Origin of the sequence: Xylanivirga thermophila, from assembly GCF_004138105.1 — a bacterium.
GTDB classification, from domain to species: Bacteria; Bacillota; Clostridia; order Caldicoprobacterales; family Xylanivirgaceae; genus Xylanivirga; species Xylanivirga thermophila.
The window spans coordinates 160,691-182,385 of record NZ_RXHQ01000003.1; the positions used below are offsets into that span (position 1 = coordinate 160,691).

General features: G+C 32.0%; 27 protein-coding genes. All 27 read left to right on the forward strand.

Going from position 1 to position 21,695, the window contains the following annotated elements; genetic code table 11:
• Positions 1 to 68: 68 nt before the first annotated feature.
• Positions 69 to 626: an elongation factor P gene (gene efp, locus EJN67_RS03050; protein ID WP_129722176.1), complete on the forward strand. Its 558-nt coding sequence runs from the start codon at positions 69 to 71 to the stop codon at positions 624 to 626.
• Positions 627 to 672: 46 nt separating this feature from the next.
• Positions 673 to 1,062, forward strand: a complete 390-nt coding sequence (locus tag EJN67_RS03055) for a CD1247 N-terminal domain-containing protein (RefSeq protein WP_129722179.1) — start codon at positions 673 to 675, stop codon at positions 1,060 to 1,062.
• 192 nt (positions 1,063 to 1,254) lie between these two features.
• Positions 1,255 to 2,244, forward strand: a complete 990-nt coding sequence (gene spoIIIAA, locus EJN67_RS03060; protein ID WP_129722182.1) for a stage III sporulation protein AA — start codon at positions 1,255 to 1,257, stop codon at positions 2,242 to 2,244.
• Positions 2,245 to 2,269: 25 nt separating this feature from the next.
• Positions 2,270 to 2,788 carry a stage III sporulation protein SpoIIIAB gene (spoIIIAB, locus tag EJN67_RS03065; protein WP_129722185.1) on the forward strand — a complete coding sequence of 173 codons (519 nt, stop codon included), beginning with the start codon at positions 2,270 to 2,272 and terminating at the stop codon, positions 2,786 to 2,788.
• A gap of 86 nt (positions 2,789 to 2,874) precedes the next feature.
• On the forward strand, positions 2,875 to 3,072 hold the full coding sequence (gene spoIIIAC, locus EJN67_RS03070) for a stage III sporulation protein AC (protein ID WP_129722188.1): 198 nt from the start codon (positions 2,875 to 2,877) through the stop codon (positions 3,070 to 3,072).
• A 15-nt stretch (positions 3,073 to 3,087) separates the two neighbouring features.
• Positions 3,088 to 3,474, forward strand: coding sequence for a stage III sporulation protein AD (gene spoIIIAD / locus EJN67_RS03075; RefSeq protein WP_129722191.1), 387 nt, complete (start codon positions 3,088 to 3,090; stop codon positions 3,472 to 3,474).
• Positions 3,475 to 3,485: 11 nt separating this feature from the next.
• The gene (gene spoIIIAE, locus EJN67_RS03080) at positions 3,486 to 4,697 is read left to right on the forward strand and encodes a stage III sporulation protein AE (RefSeq protein ID WP_129722194.1); all 1,212 of its coding nucleotides are present in this window, start codon (positions 3,486 to 3,488) and stop codon (positions 4,695 to 4,697) included.
• 12 nt (positions 4,698 to 4,709) lie between these two features.
• Positions 4,710 to 5,267, forward strand: a complete 558-nt coding sequence (gene spoIIIAF, locus EJN67_RS03085) for a stage III sporulation protein AF (protein ID WP_129722197.1) — start codon at positions 4,710 to 4,712, stop codon at positions 5,265 to 5,267.
• Between the two features lie 33 nt (positions 5,268 to 5,300).
• On the forward strand, positions 5,301 to 5,906 hold the full coding sequence (locus tag EJN67_RS03090; protein ID WP_129722200.1) for a stage III sporulation protein AG: 606 nt from the start codon (positions 5,301 to 5,303) through the stop codon (positions 5,904 to 5,906).
• A gap of 14 nt (positions 5,907 to 5,920) precedes the next feature.
• A complete protein-coding gene (locus tag EJN67_RS03095) occupies positions 5,921 to 6,493 on the forward strand; it encodes a SpoIIIAH-like family protein (protein WP_129722203.1) in 573 nt (190 codons plus the stop codon).
• Positions 6,494 to 6,592: 99 nt separating this feature from the next.
• Entirely contained in the window at positions 6,593 to 6,991 is a 399-nt protein-coding gene (locus EJN67_RS03100; protein ID WP_129722207.1) for an Asp23/Gls24 family envelope stress response protein, read from the forward strand.
• Positions 6,992 to 7,065: 74 nt separating this feature from the next.
• Positions 7,066 to 7,617 carry an alkaline shock response membrane anchor protein AmaP gene (gene amaP / locus EJN67_RS03105; protein ID WP_129722210.1) on the forward strand — a complete coding sequence of 184 codons (552 nt, stop codon included), beginning with the start codon at positions 7,066 to 7,068 and terminating at the stop codon, positions 7,615 to 7,617.
• Positions 7,618 to 7,632: 15 nt separating this feature from the next.
• Positions 7,633 to 7,854, forward strand: coding sequence for a DUF2273 domain-containing protein (locus tag EJN67_RS03110; RefSeq protein ID WP_129722214.1), 222 nt, complete (start codon positions 7,633 to 7,635; stop codon positions 7,852 to 7,854).
• Positions 7,855 to 7,886: 32 nt separating this feature from the next.
• Positions 7,887 to 8,288, forward strand: a complete 402-nt coding sequence (nusB, locus tag EJN67_RS03115; RefSeq protein ID WP_129722217.1) for a transcription antitermination factor NusB — start codon at positions 7,887 to 7,889, stop codon at positions 8,286 to 8,288.
• Complete coding sequence (locus tag EJN67_RS03120; RefSeq protein WP_129722220.1) at positions 8,278 to 9,255, forward strand: tRNA (adenosine(37)-N6)-threonylcarbamoyltransferase complex transferase subunit TsaD; 978 nt, start codon at positions 8,278 to 8,280, stop codon at positions 9,253 to 9,255. Before nusB ends, EJN67_RS03120 begins: the two co-directional genes overlap by 11 nt.
• Positions 9,256 to 9,268: 13 nt before the next feature.
• The gene (gene folD / locus EJN67_RS03125) at positions 9,269 to 10,120 is read left to right on the forward strand and encodes a bifunctional methylenetetrahydrofolate dehydrogenase/methenyltetrahydrofolate cyclohydrolase FolD (protein ID WP_129722223.1); all 852 of its coding nucleotides are present in this window, start codon (positions 9,269 to 9,271) and stop codon (positions 10,118 to 10,120) included.
• Positions 10,117 to 11,331: an exodeoxyribonuclease VII large subunit gene (gene xseA, locus EJN67_RS03130; RefSeq protein ID WP_129722226.1), complete on the forward strand. Its 1,215-nt coding sequence runs from the start codon at positions 10,117 to 10,119 to the stop codon at positions 11,329 to 11,331. Before folD ends, xseA begins: the two co-directional genes overlap by 4 nt.
• 4 nt (positions 11,332 to 11,335) lie before the next feature.
• Complete coding sequence (gene xseB / locus EJN67_RS03135; RefSeq protein WP_129722229.1) at positions 11,336 to 11,587, forward strand: exodeoxyribonuclease VII small subunit; 252 nt, start codon at positions 11,336 to 11,338, stop codon at positions 11,585 to 11,587.
• Positions 11,577 to 12,467 carry a polyprenyl synthetase family protein gene (locus tag EJN67_RS03140; protein ID WP_129722232.1) on the forward strand — a complete coding sequence of 297 codons (891 nt, stop codon included), beginning with the start codon at positions 11,577 to 11,579 and terminating at the stop codon, positions 12,465 to 12,467. Before xseB ends, EJN67_RS03140 begins: the two co-directional genes overlap by 11 nt.
• A gap of 12 nt (positions 12,468 to 12,479) precedes the next feature.
• Complete coding sequence (locus EJN67_RS03145; RefSeq protein WP_129722235.1) at positions 12,480 to 12,923, forward strand: divergent PAP2 family protein; 444 nt, start codon at positions 12,480 to 12,482, stop codon at positions 12,921 to 12,923.
• 644 nt (positions 12,924 to 13,567) lie between these two features.
• Positions 13,568 to 14,170, forward strand: coding sequence for a hypothetical protein (locus EJN67_RS03150; RefSeq protein WP_129722238.1), 603 nt, complete (start codon positions 13,568 to 13,570; stop codon positions 14,168 to 14,170).
• The gene (gene dxs, locus EJN67_RS03155; RefSeq protein ID WP_129722241.1) at positions 14,167 to 16,068 is read left to right on the forward strand and encodes a 1-deoxy-D-xylulose-5-phosphate synthase; all 1,902 of its coding nucleotides are present in this window, start codon (positions 14,167 to 14,169) and stop codon (positions 16,066 to 16,068) included. Before EJN67_RS03150 ends, dxs begins: the two co-directional genes overlap by 4 nt.
• Before the next feature lie 142 nt (positions 16,069 to 16,210).
• Positions 16,211 to 17,074, forward strand: coding sequence for an NAD(+)/NADH kinase (locus EJN67_RS03160; protein ID WP_129722244.1), 864 nt, complete (start codon positions 16,211 to 16,213; stop codon positions 17,072 to 17,074).
• 19 nt (positions 17,075 to 17,093) lie between these two features.
• Positions 17,094 to 17,543 (forward strand): arginine repressor, encoded by a 450-nt coding sequence (locus tag EJN67_RS03165; protein WP_129722247.1) that lies wholly within the window; start codon positions 17,094 to 17,096, stop codon positions 17,541 to 17,543.
• Between the two features lie 16 nt (positions 17,544 to 17,559).
• The gene (gene recN, locus EJN67_RS03170) at positions 17,560 to 19,278 is read left to right on the forward strand and encodes a DNA repair protein RecN (protein WP_165000699.1); all 1,719 of its coding nucleotides are present in this window, start codon (positions 17,560 to 17,562) and stop codon (positions 19,276 to 19,278) included.
• A gap of 151 nt (positions 19,279 to 19,429) precedes the next feature.
• Positions 19,430 to 20,728 (forward strand): SpoIVB peptidase, encoded by a 1,299-nt coding sequence (gene spoIVB, locus EJN67_RS03175; RefSeq protein WP_129722253.1) that lies wholly within the window; start codon positions 19,430 to 19,432, stop codon positions 20,726 to 20,728.
• A gap of 138 nt (positions 20,729 to 20,866) precedes the next feature.
• A complete protein-coding gene (gene spo0A / locus EJN67_RS03180; protein WP_129722256.1) occupies positions 20,867 to 21,688 on the forward strand; it encodes a sporulation transcription factor Spo0A in 822 nt (273 codons plus the stop codon).
• The last annotated feature ends 7 nt before the right edge of the window (positions 21,689 to 21,695 follow it).

The window sequence follows — 21,695 nt, forward strand, 5'->3', positions numbered from 1 at the left end:
GTATATGAAGAGTTTTGTGTCTGTTTAAGAAATAAAATTCAAACAAACATTAGAAAGAGAGGTATAATATGGTTTCAGCAGGTGATTTTAGAAAAGGTTTAACAGTAGAGATTGAAGGACAGGTATATACTGTTGTTGATTTCCAACATGTAAAGCCAGGGAAAGGAGCGGCTTTCGTAAGGGCAAAAATAAAGAATGTAATGACAGGTTCTGTTTTGGAACGCACATTTAATCCTACTGAAAAATTTCCCCAAGCGCATATAGAAAACAAACAAATGCAATACCTATACAATGATGGGAATTTGTATTATTTTATGGATTTAGAAACATTTGAGCAAATTCCCCTTAATAAGGATCAGGTAGAAGATGCTATGCTATATGTAAAGGAAAACATGAATGTAACTATAAAATTTTATAAAGGGCAGGCATTTTCTGTGGAAGCGCCAAATTTTGTCGAATTAGAAATAACTGAAACAGAACCTGGAGTAAAGGGTGATACTGCTTCAGGGGGTTCAAAACCAGCAACACTCGAGACTGGGGCAACAATAAATGTTCCTTTGTTTGTTAACACTGGAGACATTATTAGAGTAGATACACGGACAGGAGAGTATATGGAGAGGGTATAATGGGAATATTTATTATATGTTGAACAAACAAAAAGGAGGTTTTATAATGAATAATTTGGTTGAACGCGTATCATATCTTAAAGGTCTGGTGGACGGTCTAGGCATTAATGAAGATACTAAGGAAGGAAAAGTTTTATTAAACATAATTGATGTTTTAGATGATATAGTTAATGCAGTATCAGAGATTGATGCATCTCAATCAGATCTGGATGAATATATTCAAGCTGTTGATGATGATTTAGGTGATGTAGAAGAATTTTTATATGGTGATTATGATGATGATAGCGAGTACATAGAGGTTGAATGTCCTCATTGTCATCAAAATGTATATTTTGATGATGAAATATTTGATAGTGAAGATGATTTAATTTGTCCTAATTGTCACAATCTTATCTATAGCGATGATGAATTTGAAGATAATGATATTAATGAATAAATGAATAATCGTCATAAAAAACTAGTCCTAAAATAGGGACTAGTTTTTTTGTGCTCAAATAACATGATGTTAAATATTTTCTAATAAAATTTGTGGAAAAATGCAAAACGAAATTTTTAAGTTTTACACCAAACAAGTGATATTCTACAATGCTAGTACATAAATATTATACAAAAAGGGGGACGAGTCTGTATGGAAACAAGACAACACTTTAAAAACAGTTGGGAACAAATCATATTTGCAGCCTTACCTAATAATATACGGAATATCATAAAGGCTATACCCCAACGACTGCTATCTGGTCTTGAAGAAATTAGAATCAGAGAAGGTAGACCATTTACTATATATAGTTATGGAGATGTGTATTTTATCTCTCCAAATGGTCAACCTTCTTTTAATCCTGCAGAAGCATATTATATTACTAACTATGACAGTCAAAAAATTTTACAGCTTATATCTAATTATTCAATATACGCATTAGAAGATGAAATCAAAAATGGATATATAACTTTAAAAGGTGGTTATAGAATAGGCTTAACTGGTAAGGCCGTATTAGAAGAAGGGAGGATCAAAACTCTTAAATACATAAACTCTTATAATATACGTATATCGAGAGAAGTTATTGGAGCAGCTGACAAAGTTTTACCTTATATAATAGATAAGAATATGGTGCTTCATACACTTATATTGTCACCTCCCCAAATGGGGAAAACTACTTTACTCAGAGATATAGCTAGACAGCTTAGTAATGGCTTTTCTAATTTTAATGGTATAAAAGTAGGAATTGTAGATGAACGATCAGAAATAGCAGCTTGTTTTCAAGGGATACCACAAAATAACGTGGGTATACAAACTGATATTCTAGATGCGTGTCCTAAGGCTGAAGGGATTGTAATGCTTATGAGATCTATGTCACCTAATGTGATTATAACAGATGAAATAGGCAAGTTCGAAGATATACAAGCTATAGAAGAAGCTTTAAATACAGGTATTTCTATTATAACTACCGCTCATGGCAAAAATATACAAGATGCTTTAAATAGGCCAGTATTGGCAAATGTAATAAATAAAAGGCTGTTTGACAGAATTTTAATACTAGGAAATTCTAAAGGAGTAGGAACAGTAGAAGCAGTGTATGAAACAAAAAATTTTACAAATATATTAAAAAGCCCTATTAAATAGTTTATACCAACGAGGGGGAAATAATATGATAAAGATGATAAACAGCATCATAATTGTCTTTTGTTCTACTATTTTAGGTATATATACGGCAAATAAATATGTATCACGTGTTAGGGAACTAAGGGCATTACAAATGGCATTTACACAGTTAGAAACTGAGATGATGTATTATTGTACTTTTTTCCCAGAAGCATTAAAAAACATAAGCATAAATCTTCCAGAACAACTAAAAAGTTTTTTCGATATAATTGTAAAAAATTTAATTGCGGAACCTGGATGTATGATTCAAAACGCATGGGAAAATGCTCTTGATAATTCAAAACAAAAACTTCACTTATCTGAGGATGATTACGATATATTATATGCATTTGGTAATCATATAGCGACTTCAGATAAAGAGAGTCAGCATAGATACTTTGAATTAATACAGATTCAGTTAAAACAACAAGAAAAGAAAGCCCAACAGGAATGTGATAAATATAGTAAAATGTATAGAAATTTGGGTATATTGGTTGGTTTGGCAATAGTAATAGTTTTATTATAGATGTCAGATTTTAGATTAAAAAATTATAGATAATAATTAGCATTGCCCATAATATTTATTATCTATAAAATGTAGGAGGAAAATACATGAATGTAGATATTATCTTCAAAATAGCAGCTATAGGCATATTGATATCTGTATTAAATCAAGTACTTATTAAAGCTGGTCGGGAAGAAATGGCAATGATGACTACTTTAGCTGGGCTTGTATTGGTGCTTCTAATGGTTATTAATATGATCAGCGATTTATTTAACAATGTTAAGAGTATATTTCAACTATATTAATAGGGGAATGATTGCATGGATATAATGCAAATTGTCGCTATGGGATTGGTTGCGACAGTTTTAGCTGTAACAGTTAAGCAAGATAAGCCCGAATTAGGAATTTTTATTACCATTGCAGCAGGCATCATAATATTTACTATTATTCTATCAAAACTAGTTTCCATAATAGATATTTTATATGATTTAAGTATAAAATCAAATTTAGATAATATGTACATATCCATAGTATTAAAAGTAGTAGCTGTCTCATACATCGCCGAGTTCGGTGCACAGATATGCAAAGATGCAGGGGAAGGAACTATTGCAAAGAAGATTGAACTTGGAGGAAAAATAGTAATATTGACTATGGCTATACCAATACTTACTGCCTTAATGGAGGTCATAGTGAAAATTCTTCCTTAAGGAGAAAACATATGAAAAACAAATATATTCTTAAATTTTTTATAATAGCAATACTAGTAAGTATAAGCTTTTATAGTGTGAGCTATGCAGCAGACCCAGAAGAACTTTCTTCTAAAGATATACGAACTGAATTAGAGAATAATACAGAGCAGCAATTAGAAAAAATAAATACAGTTAGCATTGACAAATTATTAGAGGATGTAACTATGGCTGGTAATCCTTTAGTAAAAAATCTAAGTATAAAACAGCTCGCTAGTAAAATAATAAGGGGAGATTTTAAATTAGATGGCAAATGGATATTTGGCGAATTAGTGGATATATTTTTCTATGAGGTAAGGTTAAACTTAAAATGGATATTACAAATAATAATAATCGCTATAATCTGTAGTATTTTACATAATCTGCAGAGTTCATTCCAAGATTCATCAATAGGAGAAATAGCATATTTTGCTTGTTATATTACAATCTCGGTACTTATTATAAAAAGTTTAATATCAGTATTAAATGTAAGTAATCTAGCTATTCATCAAATGGTATCGTTTATACAGATTTTTTCTCCTATACTTATAGCATTATTGTTAGCAATAGGTGGAGTTGCGTCTTCTAGCATATTCCAACCGACTATTGCTATGCTGGTAGGTATTACTAGTACATTTATAGAAAAAGCCATACTGCCAATGATTATATTTTTGGCAGTGTTGTCATTGGTAAATAATATAAGTAATACAGTGAAATTAGATCGCTTACTGAAGGTTTTTAAAAATATTTGTGTTTGGATATTGGGTATTACCTTTACTATTTTTATAGGTGTACTAGCTATACAAGGTATGCTTTCATCAACTTTTGATGGTATATCTATTAGAACAGCAAAGTACACAATAGAAACTTTTGTTCCGGTAGTAGGAGGCTTATTTTCCCAAACAGTAGATACTATAATAGGTTGTTCATTACTAGTAAAAAATGGGTTAGGTGTAGCTGGATTGATTATCCTTATAATAATATGTATATATCCCATAATGAAAATTTTTACAATAATTGTGGTTTATAAATTGGCCAGCGCGCTTTTGGAACCTGTTTCCGATGAACGAATAGCAAAATGTTTAAGTGACATAGGGGATACAATTTCTTTGATTTTATTGATTATTATAGGAATTGCTATTATGCTTTTTATCTTTATTGGGCTTATTATAGGAGCAGGTAATATAAATATGATGATGAGATAAGGGGTAAATAAAGTGCAATATATTTTTCGAAATTGGATAGTTAGCTTAACGGGGATAATACTACTGGGAGTAATAATAGATTTAATATTACCTTCTACGAGTTTTAAAAAATATATAAAGTTTTTTGTTGGTATTATAACTATGATAGTAATATTAAATCCAATACTTGAGCTGTGTGATCAATCAAGTTTTCTAAAGGATAGTATATTAAGAAATAATTTTATAATAAACTCTCAACAGCTTAATTACCAAAGCCAACTGATAAATGATCAACAACAACAGCAAATAAATGAATTGTATGTCCAAACTCTACAGGAACAAATAGAAGAGCATATTAAGGGTCTAGGAAAATATGATTATGTTAAGGCAAAAGTTTATTTGGATTCATCTAAAATAGAGAAAGTTGAATTGACATTAAGAAAACAAAAAGACAGTTTTGTTTATCCTGTTGATATAGATATAAACAATAGTAATAGTGATTATGAAATAGATGAAAATGATATAAAACAGATAGAAACCTTATTAGAAGGGGTATATGGAGTAACCAAGAAAAAAATTATAATAAACTAAAAGCATATATAAATAGAAAGGAGGATCTAGAGTGTGCAACAAAAGAACAGCAGTTTTAAAAAACTTTTAACTAAAATAAAGGGGATAAAAAATATTGAAATTGTCATTGCTATTTTAATAATGGCAGTTATTATTGCAATTTTTACATCTAGTATAAATACATCTTCATATAATATTAATGATAAGCATAAGGATCAAAATACTACAAAGCAAACTTCAATAGAAAATCAAAATACACAAAACCCTATTGTTGAACAGGAGGTAAGATTGCAAGAAAAGCTATCAGCTATAAAGGGTGCAGGAAAAGTGGAGGTGATGATTACATATAAATCTAGTAAAGAGGTGATAACAGCAACAAATACTATGGAATCAAACACCACTACACAGGAGGAAGACAGTAATGGTGGAAATAGGAAGGTTACCCAAAGTGATATTAATTCGCAAGCTGTAACTATGAATGATGGTAATGGAGCTAAGCCTCTAATTATAAAGGAATTAGAACCAGAGATAAAGGGTGTTATAGTTATTGCTGAAGGAGCAAATGATATAAATGTAAAGATGCAACTTTTAAGGGCCGTGCAAACTGTATTAGGAGTTAATGCGGACCAAGTTGATGTATTTGTTATGGAATCAAAATAGATAGGAGTGATTTTATGTTAGTTGTAAAAAAGAAAAACATGGTGCTGGGAATATTGGTTGTGTTACTTATAATTACTGGTTATCTAAATTATTCATATAATCAAAATAAATTTCCTGACTCTTCAGAAAAAATAGTACAAAATAATGCTAAAACAGATAAAGATAAGAATAATGGGCAAGATAATAAAAAAGATAGTGGTATAACAGTAAAGGATGATGAAGAAGCCGCCAATGTTTCTTCAAGCTTTTTTAAAACATATAGGCAAGATAGAGAGGATACACGCTCTGAGGAAATTAAATATATAAAAAGTATAATAGATAATCCAGAATCTGATGCAGAAATGAAAAAGGAAGCTCAAGCACAACTTTTAGATATTACTAACAATATGGAGAAAGAACTTACCATAGAATCTATAATAAAATCAAAAGGATTCCAAGATGCAATAGCAATTATACATAAAGGTTCGGTAAATGTAGTGGTCGATAAAGAAGAACTATCTTCCGAAGAAGTAGCTCAAATATTAGACGTAGTAAAAAGAGAATCCAAAAGTGAAACGGAAAATATAAAAATTATACCAAAATCTTGATTTAAGTAGTTTGTAAAATGTTTATTGATTTGCTATAATATAAATACTATAATAGATTTAAACAATGATTATGAACTATACAAGGGAGGAGTGAATGATTTGGCAGAAAATATTGAAAGCAAAGTAGATGAATATGGTAAGGTTACTTTTGCTGATGAAGTTGTAGCAATAATAGCAGGTTTAGCCACTACCGAAGTAAAAGGTGTATCTTCTATGAGTGGTGGTATAACCGGTGGTTTTACTGAAATGATTGGTATGAAAAATCTATCAAAGGGAGTTAAAGTACAGGTTGGAGAAAAAGAAGCGGCTATAGATTTATTCTTAATAGTAGAATATGGGGTAAGGATCCCCGAGGTTGCTTGGAATATTCAGGAGAATGTTAAAAAAACAGTTGAAACGATGACAGGTTTATCAGTTGTAGAAGTAAATGTGCATATACAGGGGATAAATTTTGAAAAAGTAGCAAAAAAAGCAGAAGTAGATGAAGAAGAGAAATAGAGGCAATGTCACCTATGACCCTCTGAATTTTACATATTCAGAGGGTTGTTCCATAAAAAGAAAGGAGAATACATATGAAAAAGGGAATGTTTGGGAGAATAGTATTGACTATATATCTTATTATTGTTATTGCCTTTTCTGTTATATTACTTTTAGGCGGTATAGGAGCTTTGTCTTTTGAACAAATTGGTGAATATATTGCGGATATAGATTATATTTCATCGGTAACAATTCCAATAATTATTATTTCACTAATTTTGCTAATTCTAAGCTTTAGCATGTTGTTTTCAGGAAAGGAAGGTAAAAGGCAAAGCAGTGCACTAGTCAAAAATACAGACTTGGGTATAATACATGTGTCTTTTTCAACATTAAACACCATGGCACAAAAGGCGGTAAGAAAATTTAATGAAGTAAAAGATGTAAAAAGTATTATAATATCGGAAATAGATGGTGTAAAAGTTAATATCAAAATAATAGTAATGCCCGATGTCAAAATACCAGAACTTACTCAATCTATACAAAAGGAAGTAAAAGAATACATAGAAACTACAGCAGGTATATCAGTCAAAGAAGTGCAAATATTTGTTGAAAATCTGTCTACGTTTCAGAAGGGTAAGGTTGAATAAGGAGGTTTTATATTAATGAGCCGCGACGATATTTTATATTTTTTAAAAGAAAACAAAGGGAAAGTGTTTGGTATTTTAATAGGATTGATATTTGGAATATTGATACTTTCCATAGGGTTTTGGCGGTCTTTTTTCCTGATATTATGTGTTCTGATAGGTTATTGGATTGGGTATTCACGTGATAATGGAGAAAAATTTCTTGACTTTTTAGATAGAATATTGCCAAAACGGCATTAACATTATGCAAGTTTATACGTAGGAGGCCTATAATGTCTAGGAGAGATGCTAGAGAAGTAGCTATGAAAATTATTTATCAATATGAATTTGGACAAGCTTGCGATGATGATTTAATAAAAGAAATGTCAAACCAAGTTAAATTGTCAAACGCTGATATGGAGTATTTATATGATGTAGTAAATGGTGTAAAAAACAATATAGTGGAATTAGACAGTAATGTTGATAAATTTTTAAAGGGATGGAGTTTAGACAGACTTGCTAAAATAGATTTAGCTATCCTGCGATTATCAATATTTGAGATATTATACAGAACTGATGTTCCGAATAGCGTTTCAATAAATGAAGCTGTAGAATTAGCTAAAAAATATGGAACAGAAAAATCATTTTCCTTTATAAATGGTATATTAGCGAGTGTGGTTCAACATGTGCAATGATAAATATGTATTAGGAATAGATACCAGCTGCTATACTACATCGATATCAGTTGTGGATTTGAAACAAAATATTGTATTCAACGAAAGGATTTTATTAGATGTAGGATTGGGCAAAGTAGGATTGCAGCAATCAGAAGGTGTGTTTAAACATATTAATAACATTCCTGTTATTATCAATAAATTAATGAGCATTATAGATAGAAATAGTATAGTAGCAGTTTGTAGTAGTATACAACCTCGCCCATATGAAAGTTCATATATGCCAGTTTTTAAAGTATCGTATGCTATGGGAAAAGTTATATCTGATATATTAAATATACCTTTTTATACTGCCAGCCATCAGGAAGGGCATATTATGGCTGGTCATTTTTCTGCAAAGGGTCCTAATGTAAATACCTTTTTAGCTGTTCATCTGTCTGGAGGTACATCAGAATTACTATACGTAAACGATTGTAAGATAGGGTATGATATAAAAATTATAGGTAATACCCAAGATCTGAATGCAGGACAGTTTGTAGATAGATTAGGTGTGGAAATGGGACTGCCATTCCCTGCTGGACCCTATTTAGAGAAGTTAGCAGATAAAGGAGAAGAGGGCGGAAACATTATTCCATCATTTGTAAGAAATCTGACTATTGGATTTTCAGGTGCCGAAACTCATGCAAAAAAGCTGTTAAAGCAAGGGAAACGAAAACAAGATATTGCTCTGTCAATTTATAATTGTCTTGTAAAGACATTGGAAAAATGGATATATAATGGTGTACTATATACTGGTATAAATAATGTATTGGTAGTAGGTGGAGTATCTTCAAGCAATATTATTCGTAAAAAGCTTTCAGATAAGTTAGAAAAGCGGAATCCTGATATAAAACTTTTTTTTGCAGATCCTGAATTATCTACGGACAATGCTGAAGGTATTGCACTGTTAGGGGTAAAAAAATATATACATGATAAAAACATTTTATAGAGGGGGGTTTCTTTTGGAAACAAAAATAATAGATGGTAGAGTATTATCTGATCAGCTACGCAAATCCATAAAGCAAAAAGTTTGTGAATTAAGGCAAAATAATATTATGCCTGGATTAACGGTTATATTAGTAGGTGATGACCCAGCGTCACAGATATATGTTAGAAATAAGAAGCGGGCATGTGAGCAAGTAGGAATAAACTCCAATGTTATAAGATTAGATAATAATATAACTGAATATGAACTATTGGGAAAAATACATGATCTAAATGAAGATCCCTCTGTTCATGGTATATTAGTTCAACTCCCATTACCTAGTCATATTTCATCTGAAAGAATAATAAACACAATAGATCCAAGTAAAGACGTCGATGGATTTCATCCAGTTAATGCAGGAAAACTGTTAGCTGGACAGCCCTACTTAGCACCTTGTACTCCACGTGGGATTATCAAGTTGATTGAATCTACTGGCGAGGATATATCTGGAAAACACGCTGTAGTTATAGGAAGGAGTAATATAGTTGGTAAGCCAGTTAGTATTATGTTATTGCAAAAAAATGCTACTGTCACAATATGTCATTCTAAAACTATAGAATTAGACAAAATTGCAAGACAAGGTGATATACTGGTAGTTGCTATGGGAAGGCCACAAAGTATTACAGATAAATACATAAAAACAGGTGCTATTGTTATTGATGTAGGTACATCAAGGGTAAACGGAAAATTGTTAGGTGATGTAGTATTTCAAGCTGCAAAAGGTAAAGCAGGATGGATTACTCCTGTACCAGGCGGGGTAGGACCTATGACCATAACCATGCTTCTTGAAAACACTATCTTGGCTGCACAGAGTAGTTCAGTTTTATGATAGATAGAATAGTTTTTTCCGTTTATCAAATTAATAAGTATGTAAAGGAAACATTAGATTATGACCCCATATTGCAAAATGTATGGATAAGAGGGGAAATTTCCAATTTTAAATGGCATTCCTCAGGACATATGTACTTTACACTAAAGGACAAATCTGCTAAAGTTCGATGTGTTATGTTTAAGCAAAAAAACCATACATTAGATTTTATACCTCGTGATGGTATGGCAGTGATCTTATTGGGGGGAATATCGCTTTATTCTCAGGAAGGACAGTATCAAGTATATGTAGATTATATGGAACAAGACGGGCTAGGTAAATTGTATGCTGAATTTTTAAAACTTAAAGATCGTTTACAAAAAGAAGGACTATTTGATACCAAGTTAAAAAAACAAATTCCATTTTTCCCGACAAAAGTGGCTGTAGTCACATCTCATACTGGGGCAGCAGTACAAGATATTATAGATGTAATGCATAGAAGATGTCCAATGACAGATATTTTTGTAGTGCCTGTATTAGTGCAAGGAAAAAATGCTTCTAAACAAATAGCAGCTGCATTAGATTATATAAATACTAGAAGTGATATAGATGTCATAATCTTAGCAAGAGGAGGAGGTTCTATAGAAGAATTGTGGGCATTTAACGAGGAACAGACGGCATATGCAATATATCACTCCCACATACCTGTCATATCGGGTATAGGCCACGAAACCGATTTTACTATTGCAGATTTTGTATCTGATTTAAGGGCTCCCACTCCGTCTGCTGCTGCTGAAATAGCAGTACCAGATTTGAATAATATCATGGATCAAATGGAGAACTTAACATTTAGAGCTATTAAAGCCATTAGTAGAGATATAGATGATAAAAGACAATATATAGATACTTTTTTGAATAATTATATTATAAAATATCCACAAAGATTTGTTGATCAAAGATATATGCAAGTAGATTTTTTATATTCTCAATTATATAGTTTTATAAATACGATTTTATCTAATAAAAAACACAAACTTTCCAGTATAGCAGGAGCATTAGAAGCCTTGAGCCCTCTATCCATACTTGCAAGAGGTTATGCACAAATTAATAAGATAGGGTATAATAATAATCCTATATGCAGTATAAAGCAGTTACATTCTGGTGACAATGTGCAATTATGTCTGCACGATGGTAAGGCCATATGTTATATAGATAAAATAATGGGAGGATAATATTATGGATAATTCTACATTTGAGAGTGCATTATCTAGATTAGAATATATAGTAAAAAAATTAGAATCTGAAAATTTGACATTGGATGAATCTTTAAAGCTTTTTGAAGAAGGTGTAAAATTATCTGCTTACTGTAATGAAAAACTAGATAAGGCTCAAGGGAAGGTTACTATTCTGACCAAAAATATTTCTGGGGAATTAAGCGAGGAACCATTTAATACAAAATATAAGGAGAATATAGAAGATGACATTTAAAGAACAGTATAGTAAAAAGTTAAATATGGTAAATAATAAGATCAATTTATTTATAGAAGCTGATGCTCATTATTCCGATATTCTCATAGATGCTATGAAATACAGCCTAAATGCTGGCGGAAAAAGGTTAAGACCTATTTTATTGTTGTCAGCCCATGAACTTTTGGATGGAAATTTAGATGAATCTTTACCTATAGCATGTGCTTTGGAAATGATTCATACCTATTCCCTAATTCATGATGATCTTCCTGCCATGGATAATGATGATTTTAGACGTGGCAAACCTACCAATCATAGGATTTATGGAGAAGCAGTTGCCATATTAGCAGGCGATGCACTTTTAAATAGATCATATGAAATTATGATTCAAAATAGTATAGCATATCAAATGAAATTGCCATACCATACGGCCGCAATACAGATTATTGCAAAGGCTGCAGGAATGCATGGGATGATAGGAGGACAGGTAGCGGATATTGAGTACCAAGCTAATGATTTGGATGATGATGCTATAAGATACATACATACACATAAAACAGGAGCTCTTATAACTGCTTCTCTTATGGCTGGTGCGATTCTAGAAAATCCAAACCAAACAACATTGAACTCTATAAAAACTTATGGTGAAAAACTTGGTTTGGCATTTCAAATAACAGATGATATTCTAGATGTAGTTGGTGACTTGCGATTAATTGGTAAACAGCCTGGCAGTGATTTAGTGCAACAAAAGTTGACATACCCCAAAATATATGGTCTGGAGAATTCACAAAAGATGGCTAAAAATTTGGTAGATGAAGCAATTAGCTATTTAGATATATTTGGGTCAAAGGCAGATTTTCTAAAAGATATAGCCAATCATATGTTAGAGAGGCAATGCTGAGGAGAGATTGAAGTGAATTCATGGAAGCAATTATTTTCTAATAATATATTATGGATAAGCATATTAGCATGGTTTATAGCTCAGTCATTAAAGGTAATAATAACGCTTATAACTGTAAGAAAACTCGATATAAAACGGTTTGTAGGTTCAGGTGGTATGCCAAGTTCCCATTCTGCATTTGTAGTTTCATTAGCAGTATCCATAGGTGAAACTCAAGGATATAATTCACCAATGTTTGCACTAGCTGCAACTTTTGCCATGATCGTAATGTATGATGCAGCTGGTGTTAGGAGAGCAGCAGGAAAACAGGCAGCGGTGCTAAATGATATTTTAGCACAATTACAATCTAAAAGAGGGGTTTCAGATAAAAAATTAAAAGAGCTTATAGGTCATACCCCCATAGAAGTAATTATAGGCGCATTATTGGGAATACTTATTGCTAAACTAGCATTTTAAACCACTTGCATAAAATAATAAATATGTTATAATATTTTTTCTGGTGGCACAGTATTCTAGTCAACCCAGCCAATTTTGAAGACGGGGCTAAAAATCCGTTAAGGGCACATCGATGAAGTTCCTGGTGCTGGCTTTCGACGCCCAGTCGAGGGTTGGTGCTGGGAGTTAAGAAAGAAGGGCGATCTGCAATGGCATGCAGGCGATGACCCAGCTTTCGTGGAGACCCAAGTTGGTGGTTACTATGCTACTACTTGGGATTAAACCTGTATTGCGGCTTAATGTGCTGTGTACAGTGTAGCCTGCCTTGAAGTGATATGGGTGGATTAATAGATCATGTAAACATTTAATCGGCCAATTGAATGTTTACTATTGCTATATGAAACCTATGTTGCAATAGAGGCTAGAAATTGGTATGGCTGTTAGGGAAAGCCTCTAGACTGTTATTATTAAGATGAGTTGGGGATTACAGTGTGGTTTAAAAGGCGATCCAGTTTTATCACTGGTGACATGATAAGATGAAATTTAAAGGGAAACCGCTCTTTTGGCGACAGGGAGTATTGCATCGGGAAATCCTACTGGACCTCAAACTGCAAAGTTTACCCAACTCATTGCCATCATTTAATTATTATTGGAGTGGAAATATTTTGAGTAAATTTAATAATAAGACTTTTAATAAAAGCAAGCATAAGTGGATATTGCAAATATCTATTACTACAATATTATTATCTTACATATTTAGTATGTTTTCTGAAAATATAGTAGCTAAATTCAATCTTTTATGGGCCTTATTGTCTATACTTTTTATTATAGCTATAGGCGTAATTTTTGATCTAATAGGGGTAGCTGTTACATTTGCTTCTGAGGTACCATTTATTTCTATGGCATCAAAAAAAATCAAAGGTGCTTCCCAATCTTTGTGGTTAATAAGAAATGCTGACCACGTATCTAGTATTTGTAATGATGTCGTGGGCGATGTATGTGGTATAGTAAGTGGTTCAGCCGGAGGAATCCTCGTATTAAGGTTGATAGATCTATATACTGGTTTGGATCAAGTGTTTTTGAGCATACTAGTTAGTAGTTGTATTGCTGCGTTGACAGTTGCAAGTAAAGCTGTGGCTAAAAGTTTTGCTATGAAAAATAACCAAAAAATAGTATATTATGTTGGATACTTTATATCATTTTTTATAAAAAAAGAAAAAAATAAATCCGATACTAGAAATCATAAAGAGAGAGTGAGGATGTTTTGAGTACATATCCTTTATTAAATTCTATAAATTCTCCCCTTGATATAAAGGAACTTAATATAGAACAGCTAAATGTTCTATCAGAGGAAATTAGACAATTTATTATTAAAAATGTATCTATAACTGGTGGACATCTGGCTTCAAATCTTGGTGTCATTGAGATTACATTGGCTTTACATTATGTTTTTGATAGTCCTTTTGATAAAATAATATGGGATGTGGGACATCAGGCATATGTACATAAAATATTAACACAAAGAAAGGATATGTTTGACTCTCTACGACAATATGGCGGTATAAGTGGATTCCCCAAAAGATCTGAAAGTGTTCATGATATATTTGAAACGGGGCATAGTAGTACTTCTATTTCTGCTGCGTTAGGCATATCTAGAGCAAGGGATATAAAAGGTGAAAAGGGAAAAGTGATAGCCGTGATAGGTGATGGAGCATTAACGGGAGGCATGGCTTTTGAAGCCTTGAACGATGCGGGACATTCTAAAACAGATATAATTATTGTATTAAATGACAATGAAATGTCCATTTCAAGAAATGTAGGTGCAGTTTCTGCCCACCTTTCTAAAATTCGTTCAAGTCCTAAATATAGTAGAATGAAAAAAGATGTAAAATCCTTTTTGAATTGGATCCCCTTTATAGGAAAACCAATGGCTAGGGGAATAGAGCGATTAAAAAATAGTTTTAAATATCTCTTAGTACCTGGAGTCATTTTTGAGGAATTGGGATTTACTTATATGGGTCCAATAGATGGACATGATATAGAAACATTAATAAGGGTTATTAAAAGAGCCTCGAATATGCATGGACCAGTGCTTATTCATACGGTTACTAAAAAAGGTAAGGGATATTATTTTGCTGAGAAAAACCCTGAAAAATATCATAGCATAGCACCGTTTAATCCATGCACAGGGGAAGTTATTAAAAAAAATACTAAGTTGACATATTCAGAAGTATTTGGAACCAAGTTATTAGATATAGCGAGCAAAAATGATAAAATAGTTGCTGTAACTGCAGCTATGCCAGAAGGTACTGGACTTAAGGAATTTAAAAGTAAATTTCCTAGTAGATTTTTTGATGTGGGTATAGCTGAGCAGCATGCAGTAACCATGGCAGCAGGACTGGCTGTAGGTGGGTTAAAACCATATGTAGCAATTTATTCTACTTTTCTACAACGGGCATATGATCAAATTTTACATGATGTTTGTATGCAAAACTTACCGGTAGTTTTTGCAATAGATAGGGCTGGATTAGTAGGGAAAGATGGAGAGACTCACCAAGGAATGTTCGATATAAGTTATTTGAGACATATTCCTAATATAACTATAATGGCCCCAAAAAACTTTTTAGAGTTGGAAGAGATGCTTGATTTTTCATCTAGCTTTAATAGCCCTTTAGCTATTAGATATCCTCGAGGAAGCGATGGGATACTTGAAGAAAGTCAAGCACTACCTTTGAATAGTTTACAGTGGGAAATGCTAAAAGAAGGCAAGTCCTTCATAGTTTTAATAGCTGTAGGTAAAATGGTGGATATAGCATATCAATCTGCCCAAATTTTGCAAGAAGAATCTATTGATGTAGCTGTTGTAAATGCTAGAATAATAAAACCATTAGATGAAGGATTTTTAACTAATTTGGCTAAATACTATGATGTTTGGCTTACATTAGAGGATAATGTTGTTAAAGGTGGATTTGGAAGCAGCATAAATGAATTTATAGCCCAAAAAGGATACAATATAACTATGATTAATTATGGTCTACCTGATAAATTTATCACTCATGGCGATGTCAATACATTAATGGAAAATTTAGGACTAGACCCTAAGAGTATTGCGTGGCAGATCAAACGTATAATAGGAAAATATGAAGCAAATAGCTACTTTAAATAATCTTATATAATGGCAAAATAAAATTTATATATAAGTACTTCTAAATTTTTATCTAGCATAGGAGAAAAAAGGTGCATAAGCATTTGCTATGTGGTATACTAACATTTAGTGAAAATAGCAAGATGGTTCAAAGGAGAATGAAATGAAAAAAATAGGTATCATCCCTAATTTAGTCAAAGATGTGATTGGTGTGCAAACACGTATATTAATATCTAAAATATTGTCATATGGTATGGAAGTTTTTATGATGCCTCAGGTTTTTAATGTTGTAAAAATTGGTAATGCTCTGCCACCTGAGCAATTTTTCAAAATATGTGATGTAATTATGGTGTTAGGCGGGGATGGTACTTTTCTACGGGCTGCAAGAAAAGTTGCACCTCATAATTTACCTATACTAGGTATTAATATGGGTAGGTTAGGCTTTTTAACAGAGGTTGAATGGGCAGAATTAGACAATGCGCTTTTAAATCTTGCGCAAGATCGATATACGATTGAAGAACGGATGATGATTAGAGCATCTCTTGTTAGAAATGGCGACATATATGCCCAATTTGACGCACTTAATGACGTTGCTATAGCAAAGGGATCTTTTGCTAGAATAATACATCTAAATGCTTATATAAATGATAAATTCGTCAATTATTATCCAGCCGATGGTTTATTAGTTTCTACTCCAACGGGATCAACTGCATATTCTTTGTCCGCAGGTGGCCCCATTATAAATCCAAATATGGAATGTTTGTTGCTTACACCGATTTGTCCGCATACAATGGATAGAAGACCTATAGTAACGGATGCAAATGATGAAATAAAGATAGTAGTAACAGATAGTAAACAAGATATTTTACTTACGGTAGATGGACAGGACGGAGTTTTACTTATAGAGCATGATGTTATCATAATAAATAAAAGTCGATTAAAAGTCCATTTATTGCATATAAATAATCGCAGTTTTTTTGATATATTGAGAAATAAACTTATAGATAGAAAAGATGATGAAGAATGAAAGGAGGGTATCTCTGGGAATGAAGTTAGATAGGCATTCTGTTATTTTACAGCTTATAGAAGAAATGGATATAGAAACCCAAGAAGAACTAGCTCAGGAATTAAAAAAACGGGGATTTGATGTAACACAGGCTACAGTATCAAGAGATATAAAGGAATTACGACTAGTTAAGGTATTATCTTCGTCTGGTACATATAAATATGCGGCAATTGACCAGACAGATGCAGGCGTATCAGATAGGCTTATTCGCATTTTTTCAGAATCAGTAGTTTCAATGGATTATGCAAATAATTTAATCGTTATAAAAACTTTTTCTGGTGGTGCAATGGCAGCAGCTGCTGCTATAGATGCATTGAATTGGAATGAGATTATAGGATGTATTGCTGGTGATGACGCTATACTAATAATAGTTAAAAACAATGAGTTAGTTAAAGGAGTTATTCAGAGATTTAATAAACTTTTAAAATAATGTCAGGGGGATGAATATGCTCAGCCATTTATCTATAGAAAATCTGGCGCTGATAGATGAGCTGACTGTAGAATGGCGCTCAGGACTTAATATTATTACTGGTGAAACAGGTGCTGGAAAATCTATAATAATTGATGCCATTAGCTTGGTACTAGGTGGAAGGGCTGACAGAGAGCTTATACGCTCAGGTGCTGATTTCACAAGGGTTGAAGCTGTGTTCTATGTGGAATATCATGATAAAATTTCAATTATTTTGGATCAATGGGGAATAGGGATTGAACAGGATGGTATGTTAATACTTATGAGAAAATTGCATACTAATGGTAGAAACGTGTGTAGAATAAATGGACATGCAGTTACCGTTTCTACTTTAAAAGAAGTAGGTAAATGTTTGATTGATATACACGGACAGCATGAGCATCAATCTCTTTTGTCGCCAGAGTACCAACTAGATGTCTTAGATGCATTAGGTGGTAAAGATATTCTAATGTTAAAAAAACAATTATCTTCTTGTTACAATCAATGGAAAGCCATAAAAAATGATATAGATAAGATACTAGGAGATGAAAGGGATCTAGAAAGAAAAAAAGATTTATTGATCTATCAAATCAATGAAATTGAAAGTGCACGTCTAGTTGAATCAGAAGAAGAAGAATTGGAGCATGAGAAACTTATTCTTCAAAATGCAGAAAAGATAGTTAATGGAGTGGAAAAAATTTATAGTTTGCTTTATTCTGGAGATTCTCATTACGCAGCTGTATATGATCAATTAGGGGCTATTAGTAATTTATTATTTGACATTGCTCAACTAGATGATAAATTAAAAAATATATCTCAACAGATAGATGACCTATATTATAATATAGAAGATATTGTAGAAAAGGTAAGAACATATAAAGATAGTTTTTCATATGACCCTCAAAGATTAGAACAAGTTGAAAACAGATTAGATTTGATAAGACAATTGAAGAGAAAATATGGGTCATCGATAAAAGAAATTTTAGTATATAAAGCTAAAATACAGAAAGAGTTATCCTATGTAGAAAATAGCAAAGAAACGTTGGAAGAATTAAAAAGACAAGAAAAAGATTTATATATTAAATTAGTTAACTATTGTAGTGAGTTGTCTCATAAAAGAATGCAATTAGCTGAAAAATTTAAACAGGATATGCACAGACAATTAATTGATCTTGGAATGGATAAAGCCAGGTTTGATATTTTAATATCTCACCCAGAAGATATAAATGATTCTCATATATATATATCAGAAAACGGTTATGATAAAGTAGAATTTTTAATATCACCAAATATAGGTGAACCACTAAAGCCTTTAAATAAAATTGCATCAGGTGGAGAGTTATCAAGAATGATGTTAGCTTTTAAAACCATTAGTGCAAATGTAGATGATATACCCACACTTATTTTTGATGAAATAGATGTTGGCATAAGTGGACAGATAGCTCAGGTTGTAGCACAAAAAATGGCGTCTATTTCTAGATATCACCAGCTTATTTGTATTACACATCTTCCTCAGATTGCTGCTATGGCGGATAATCATTTTTGCGTTAGCAAAAATTTGGAAAAAGGACGCACTATCACTACAGTGAATTTCTTACAACCTGAAGAACAGAAAAAGGAATTAGCAAAGATGATTGATGGCACGGATATAACAGAAATTAGCCTTAGACATGCATCAGAGATGATTAATCAAGCTAAAAATTTTAAAGATAAATAACTGTAGATGATTTTATTTTTTTAAAGGGTGTATACCCTTTCTTTTTTTGTCTTTTTTTACGTTATGTTAGATTGAATAATTACTTTTATTAGCGGTTAACTTAATCTTGTTACTAATATGTCAATTGCCATAAGATAGAGGTGTAAATATTATGAAAAAGATGAAGTTGAAACAGCTTATAGGAGTATTTTTAGCAATAACAGTTTTATTCCTAAATTATTTGCCTTGTGTTCAAAGTATAAGAAATACACCTTCAGAGCTATATATATTAGAGGGCGACACGAAAGTTCTTAGTTTTGGGTTGCCTTTTAAAATTAAAATTGAAAGTGATAATGTAGATGTTTTAAAATTTAATGGTAAATCATTAAAAGATTATCCGATATATAGCATGTCTGAACCTATATCAATAGAGACTGTACAAAATGGGAAAGTATCTCTTAATTTTAAACTTTTTGGTCTTATACCAATCAAAGAATTAAAGGTAAATGTACAGCCTCAAAAGGAGGTTATACCAGGCGGTCAAGCAGTTGGTGTATCTATTCATACCCAAGGTGCTATTATAGTAGGTACATCTGAAATAATTGACAAGTCGGGTACAACTTATTATCCTGCTATTGAAGCTGGATTGAAACCAGGCGATATTATAGAGAAGGTAAATGGAGTATATGTTAAAAATGCAGAGCATTTATCAATATTGGTAGATAAAAAACGCAAAAATGGTTTAGAATTAGATATAAGAAGGGGGAATATGATATTTCAAACCCATATAACACCAACATTAGATGGAAATGATAATAAATACAGACTTGGTATATGGGTAAGGGATAGCACAGCGGGGGTAGGTACGCTAACTTTTATAGATCCAGATAGCAAAAACTTTGGAGCATTAGGTCATGCAATAACCGATATAGATACAGGGCTATTATTACCTGTTAAAAACGGCAAAATCATGGAAGCACATATTGTGGATATAAAACAAGGATCAAAAGGAAAACCTGGAGAAATAAAGGGTGTGTTTTCAGATAAACAAAAATCCATGGGAAATGTATATAAAAATACTAATTACGGTATCTATGGCAAAATAAATTCCAATATCCAGCAGATAGATTATAAAAAAGGTATTCCCATTGCATATCAAGATAGTATTAATATAGGTAAAGCTACTATATTATGTACAATAGATGATGAAGGAATAAAGGAATTTGATATAAATATAGTAAAGATAAATAGGCAAAGTCATCCTAATTCTAAAGGTATGGTAGTAGAAATTACAGATCCTGAATTATTAAATAAAACAGGAGGCATTGTACAAGGAATGAGTGGAAGCCCAATAATTCAAAATGGAAGGATAGTAGGTGCTATTACGCATGTATTGGTTAATGATCCTACAAAAGGGTATGCAATATTTATAGAATGGATGTTAGATGAATCCAGTAAAATTATAGAATAAACATACTTTTTTGCTTTTACAAGAAGGAAATTCTAAATGTCTGTCGAATAAAGTTTAATAGAGGTTTGATAAACTTTTTATATATTTTATTAATATTTGACATATAAAGTCTCGCGTTACAGAAGGGGGTAAATCACTATGTCTGAAAAAATCAAGATATTATTAGCTGATGATAATAAAGAGTTTTGTGATATTGTTAGTCAATATCTAAAAATTCAAGATGATATGGAGATTGTAGGTATAGCCAATGATGGAGCAGAAACGTTAGAATTGATATCAATAACTAAACCTGATGTTGTTGTTCTAGATATAATAATGCCCCATCTTGATGGATTAGGCGTACTTGAAAAATTAAATATAATGGAGTTGGAAAAAAGGCCTAAAGTAGTAATATTATCTGCTGTAGGTCAGGATAAGATTACTCAAAAGGCCATAAGTCTAGGTTGTGATTATTATATGGTTAAACCTTTTGATTTAAAAGTTTTTGTACAACGAATACGCCAGCTCATGGATATTAATTCAGAAATAGTATCTAATAGTGCTGCCATGTTAGGATCTACGCCCATATTTACTAAATCAAATTCTATATGGAACGACGGAAAAGTTATATCATTAGAAGCAGATATAACTAATATATTGCATGAAATAGGTGTCCCTGCACATATAAAAGGATATCAATATTTACGTGAAGCTATAGCTCTGGTAGTTAATGATATAGAATTATTAAGTGGAATAACAAAAGAATTATATCCAAGTATAGCTCAAAAGTTTAATACTACTCCAAGTCGAGTAGAACGTGCTATTAGACATGCTATAGAAGTAGCATGGAGCAGAGGTCGGGTAGATACTATAAATAAATTTTTCGGTTATACTGTTCATGAACAAAAAGGTAAACCTACTAATGGCGAGTTTATTGCAATGGTAGCTGACAAGATAAGGATGCAATCAAAAACATATTAAGTATTGA

What these genes read in the sequence shown, in the direction of transcription:
- nusB (WP_129722217.1), top strand. Translation starts at nt 7,887, where the DNA reads ATGTCTAGGAGAGATGCTAGAGAAGTAGCTATGAAAATTATTTATCAA.
- EJN67_RS03160 (WP_129722244.1), top strand. Translation starts at nt 16,211, where the DNA reads ATGAAAAAAATAGGTATCATCCCTAATTTAGTCAAAGATGTGATTGGT.
- EJN67_RS03095 (WP_129722203.1), top strand. Translation starts at nt 5,921, where the DNA reads ATGTTAGTTGTAAAAAAGAAAAACATGGTGCTGGGAATATTGGTTGTG.
- amaP (WP_129722210.1), top strand. Translation starts at nt 7,066, where the DNA reads ATGAAAAAGGGAATGTTTGGGAGAATAGTATTGACTATATATCTTATT.
- spoIVB (WP_129722253.1), top strand. Translation starts at nt 19,430, where the DNA reads ATGAAAAAGATGAAGTTGAAACAGCTTATAGGAGTATTTTTAGCAATA.
- spo0A (WP_129722256.1), top strand. Translation starts at nt 20,867, where the DNA reads ATGTCTGAAAAAATCAAGATATTATTAGCTGATGATAATAAAGAGTTT.
- spoIIIAD (WP_129722191.1), top strand. Translation starts at nt 3,088, where the DNA reads ATGGATATAATGCAAATTGTCGCTATGGGATTGGTTGCGACAGTTTTA.
- EJN67_RS03140 (WP_129722232.1), top strand. Translation starts at nt 11,577, where the DNA reads ATGACATTTAAAGAACAGTATAGTAAAAAGTTAAATATGGTAAATAAT.
- efp (WP_129722176.1), top strand. Translation starts at nt 69, where the DNA reads ATGGTTTCAGCAGGTGATTTTAGAAAAGGTTTAACAGTAGAGATTGAA.
- spoIIIAC (WP_129722188.1), top strand. Translation starts at nt 2,875, where the DNA reads ATGAATGTAGATATTATCTTCAAAATAGCAGCTATAGGCATATTGATA.
- spoIIIAB (WP_129722185.1), top strand. Translation starts at nt 2,270, where the DNA reads ATGATAAAGATGATAAACAGCATCATAATTGTCTTTTGTTCTACTATT.
- xseA (WP_129722226.1), top strand. Translation starts at nt 10,117, where the DNA reads ATGATAGATAGAATAGTTTTTTCCGTTTATCAAATTAATAAGTATGTA.
- EJN67_RS03055 (WP_129722179.1), top strand. Translation starts at nt 673, where the DNA reads ATGAATAATTTGGTTGAACGCGTATCATATCTTAAAGGTCTGGTGGAC.
- spoIIIAE (WP_129722194.1), top strand. Translation starts at nt 3,486, where the DNA reads ATGAAAAACAAATATATTCTTAAATTTTTTATAATAGCAATACTAGTA.
- EJN67_RS03120 (WP_129722220.1), top strand. Translation starts at nt 8,278, where the DNA reads ATGTGCAATGATAAATATGTATTAGGAATAGATACCAGCTGCTATACT.
- EJN67_RS03110 (WP_129722214.1), top strand. Translation starts at nt 7,633, where the DNA reads ATGAGCCGCGACGATATTTTATATTTTTTAAAAGAAAACAAAGGGAAA.
- spoIIIAA (WP_129722182.1), top strand. Translation starts at nt 1,255, where the DNA reads ATGGAAACAAGACAACACTTTAAAAACAGTTGGGAACAAATCATATTT.
- EJN67_RS03165 (WP_129722247.1), top strand. Translation starts at nt 17,094, where the DNA reads ATGAAGTTAGATAGGCATTCTGTTATTTTACAGCTTATAGAAGAAATG.
- recN (WP_165000699.1), top strand. Translation starts at nt 17,560, where the DNA reads ATGCTCAGCCATTTATCTATAGAAAATCTGGCGCTGATAGATGAGCTG.
- xseB (WP_129722229.1), top strand. Translation starts at nt 11,336, where the DNA reads ATGGATAATTCTACATTTGAGAGTGCATTATCTAGATTAGAATATATA.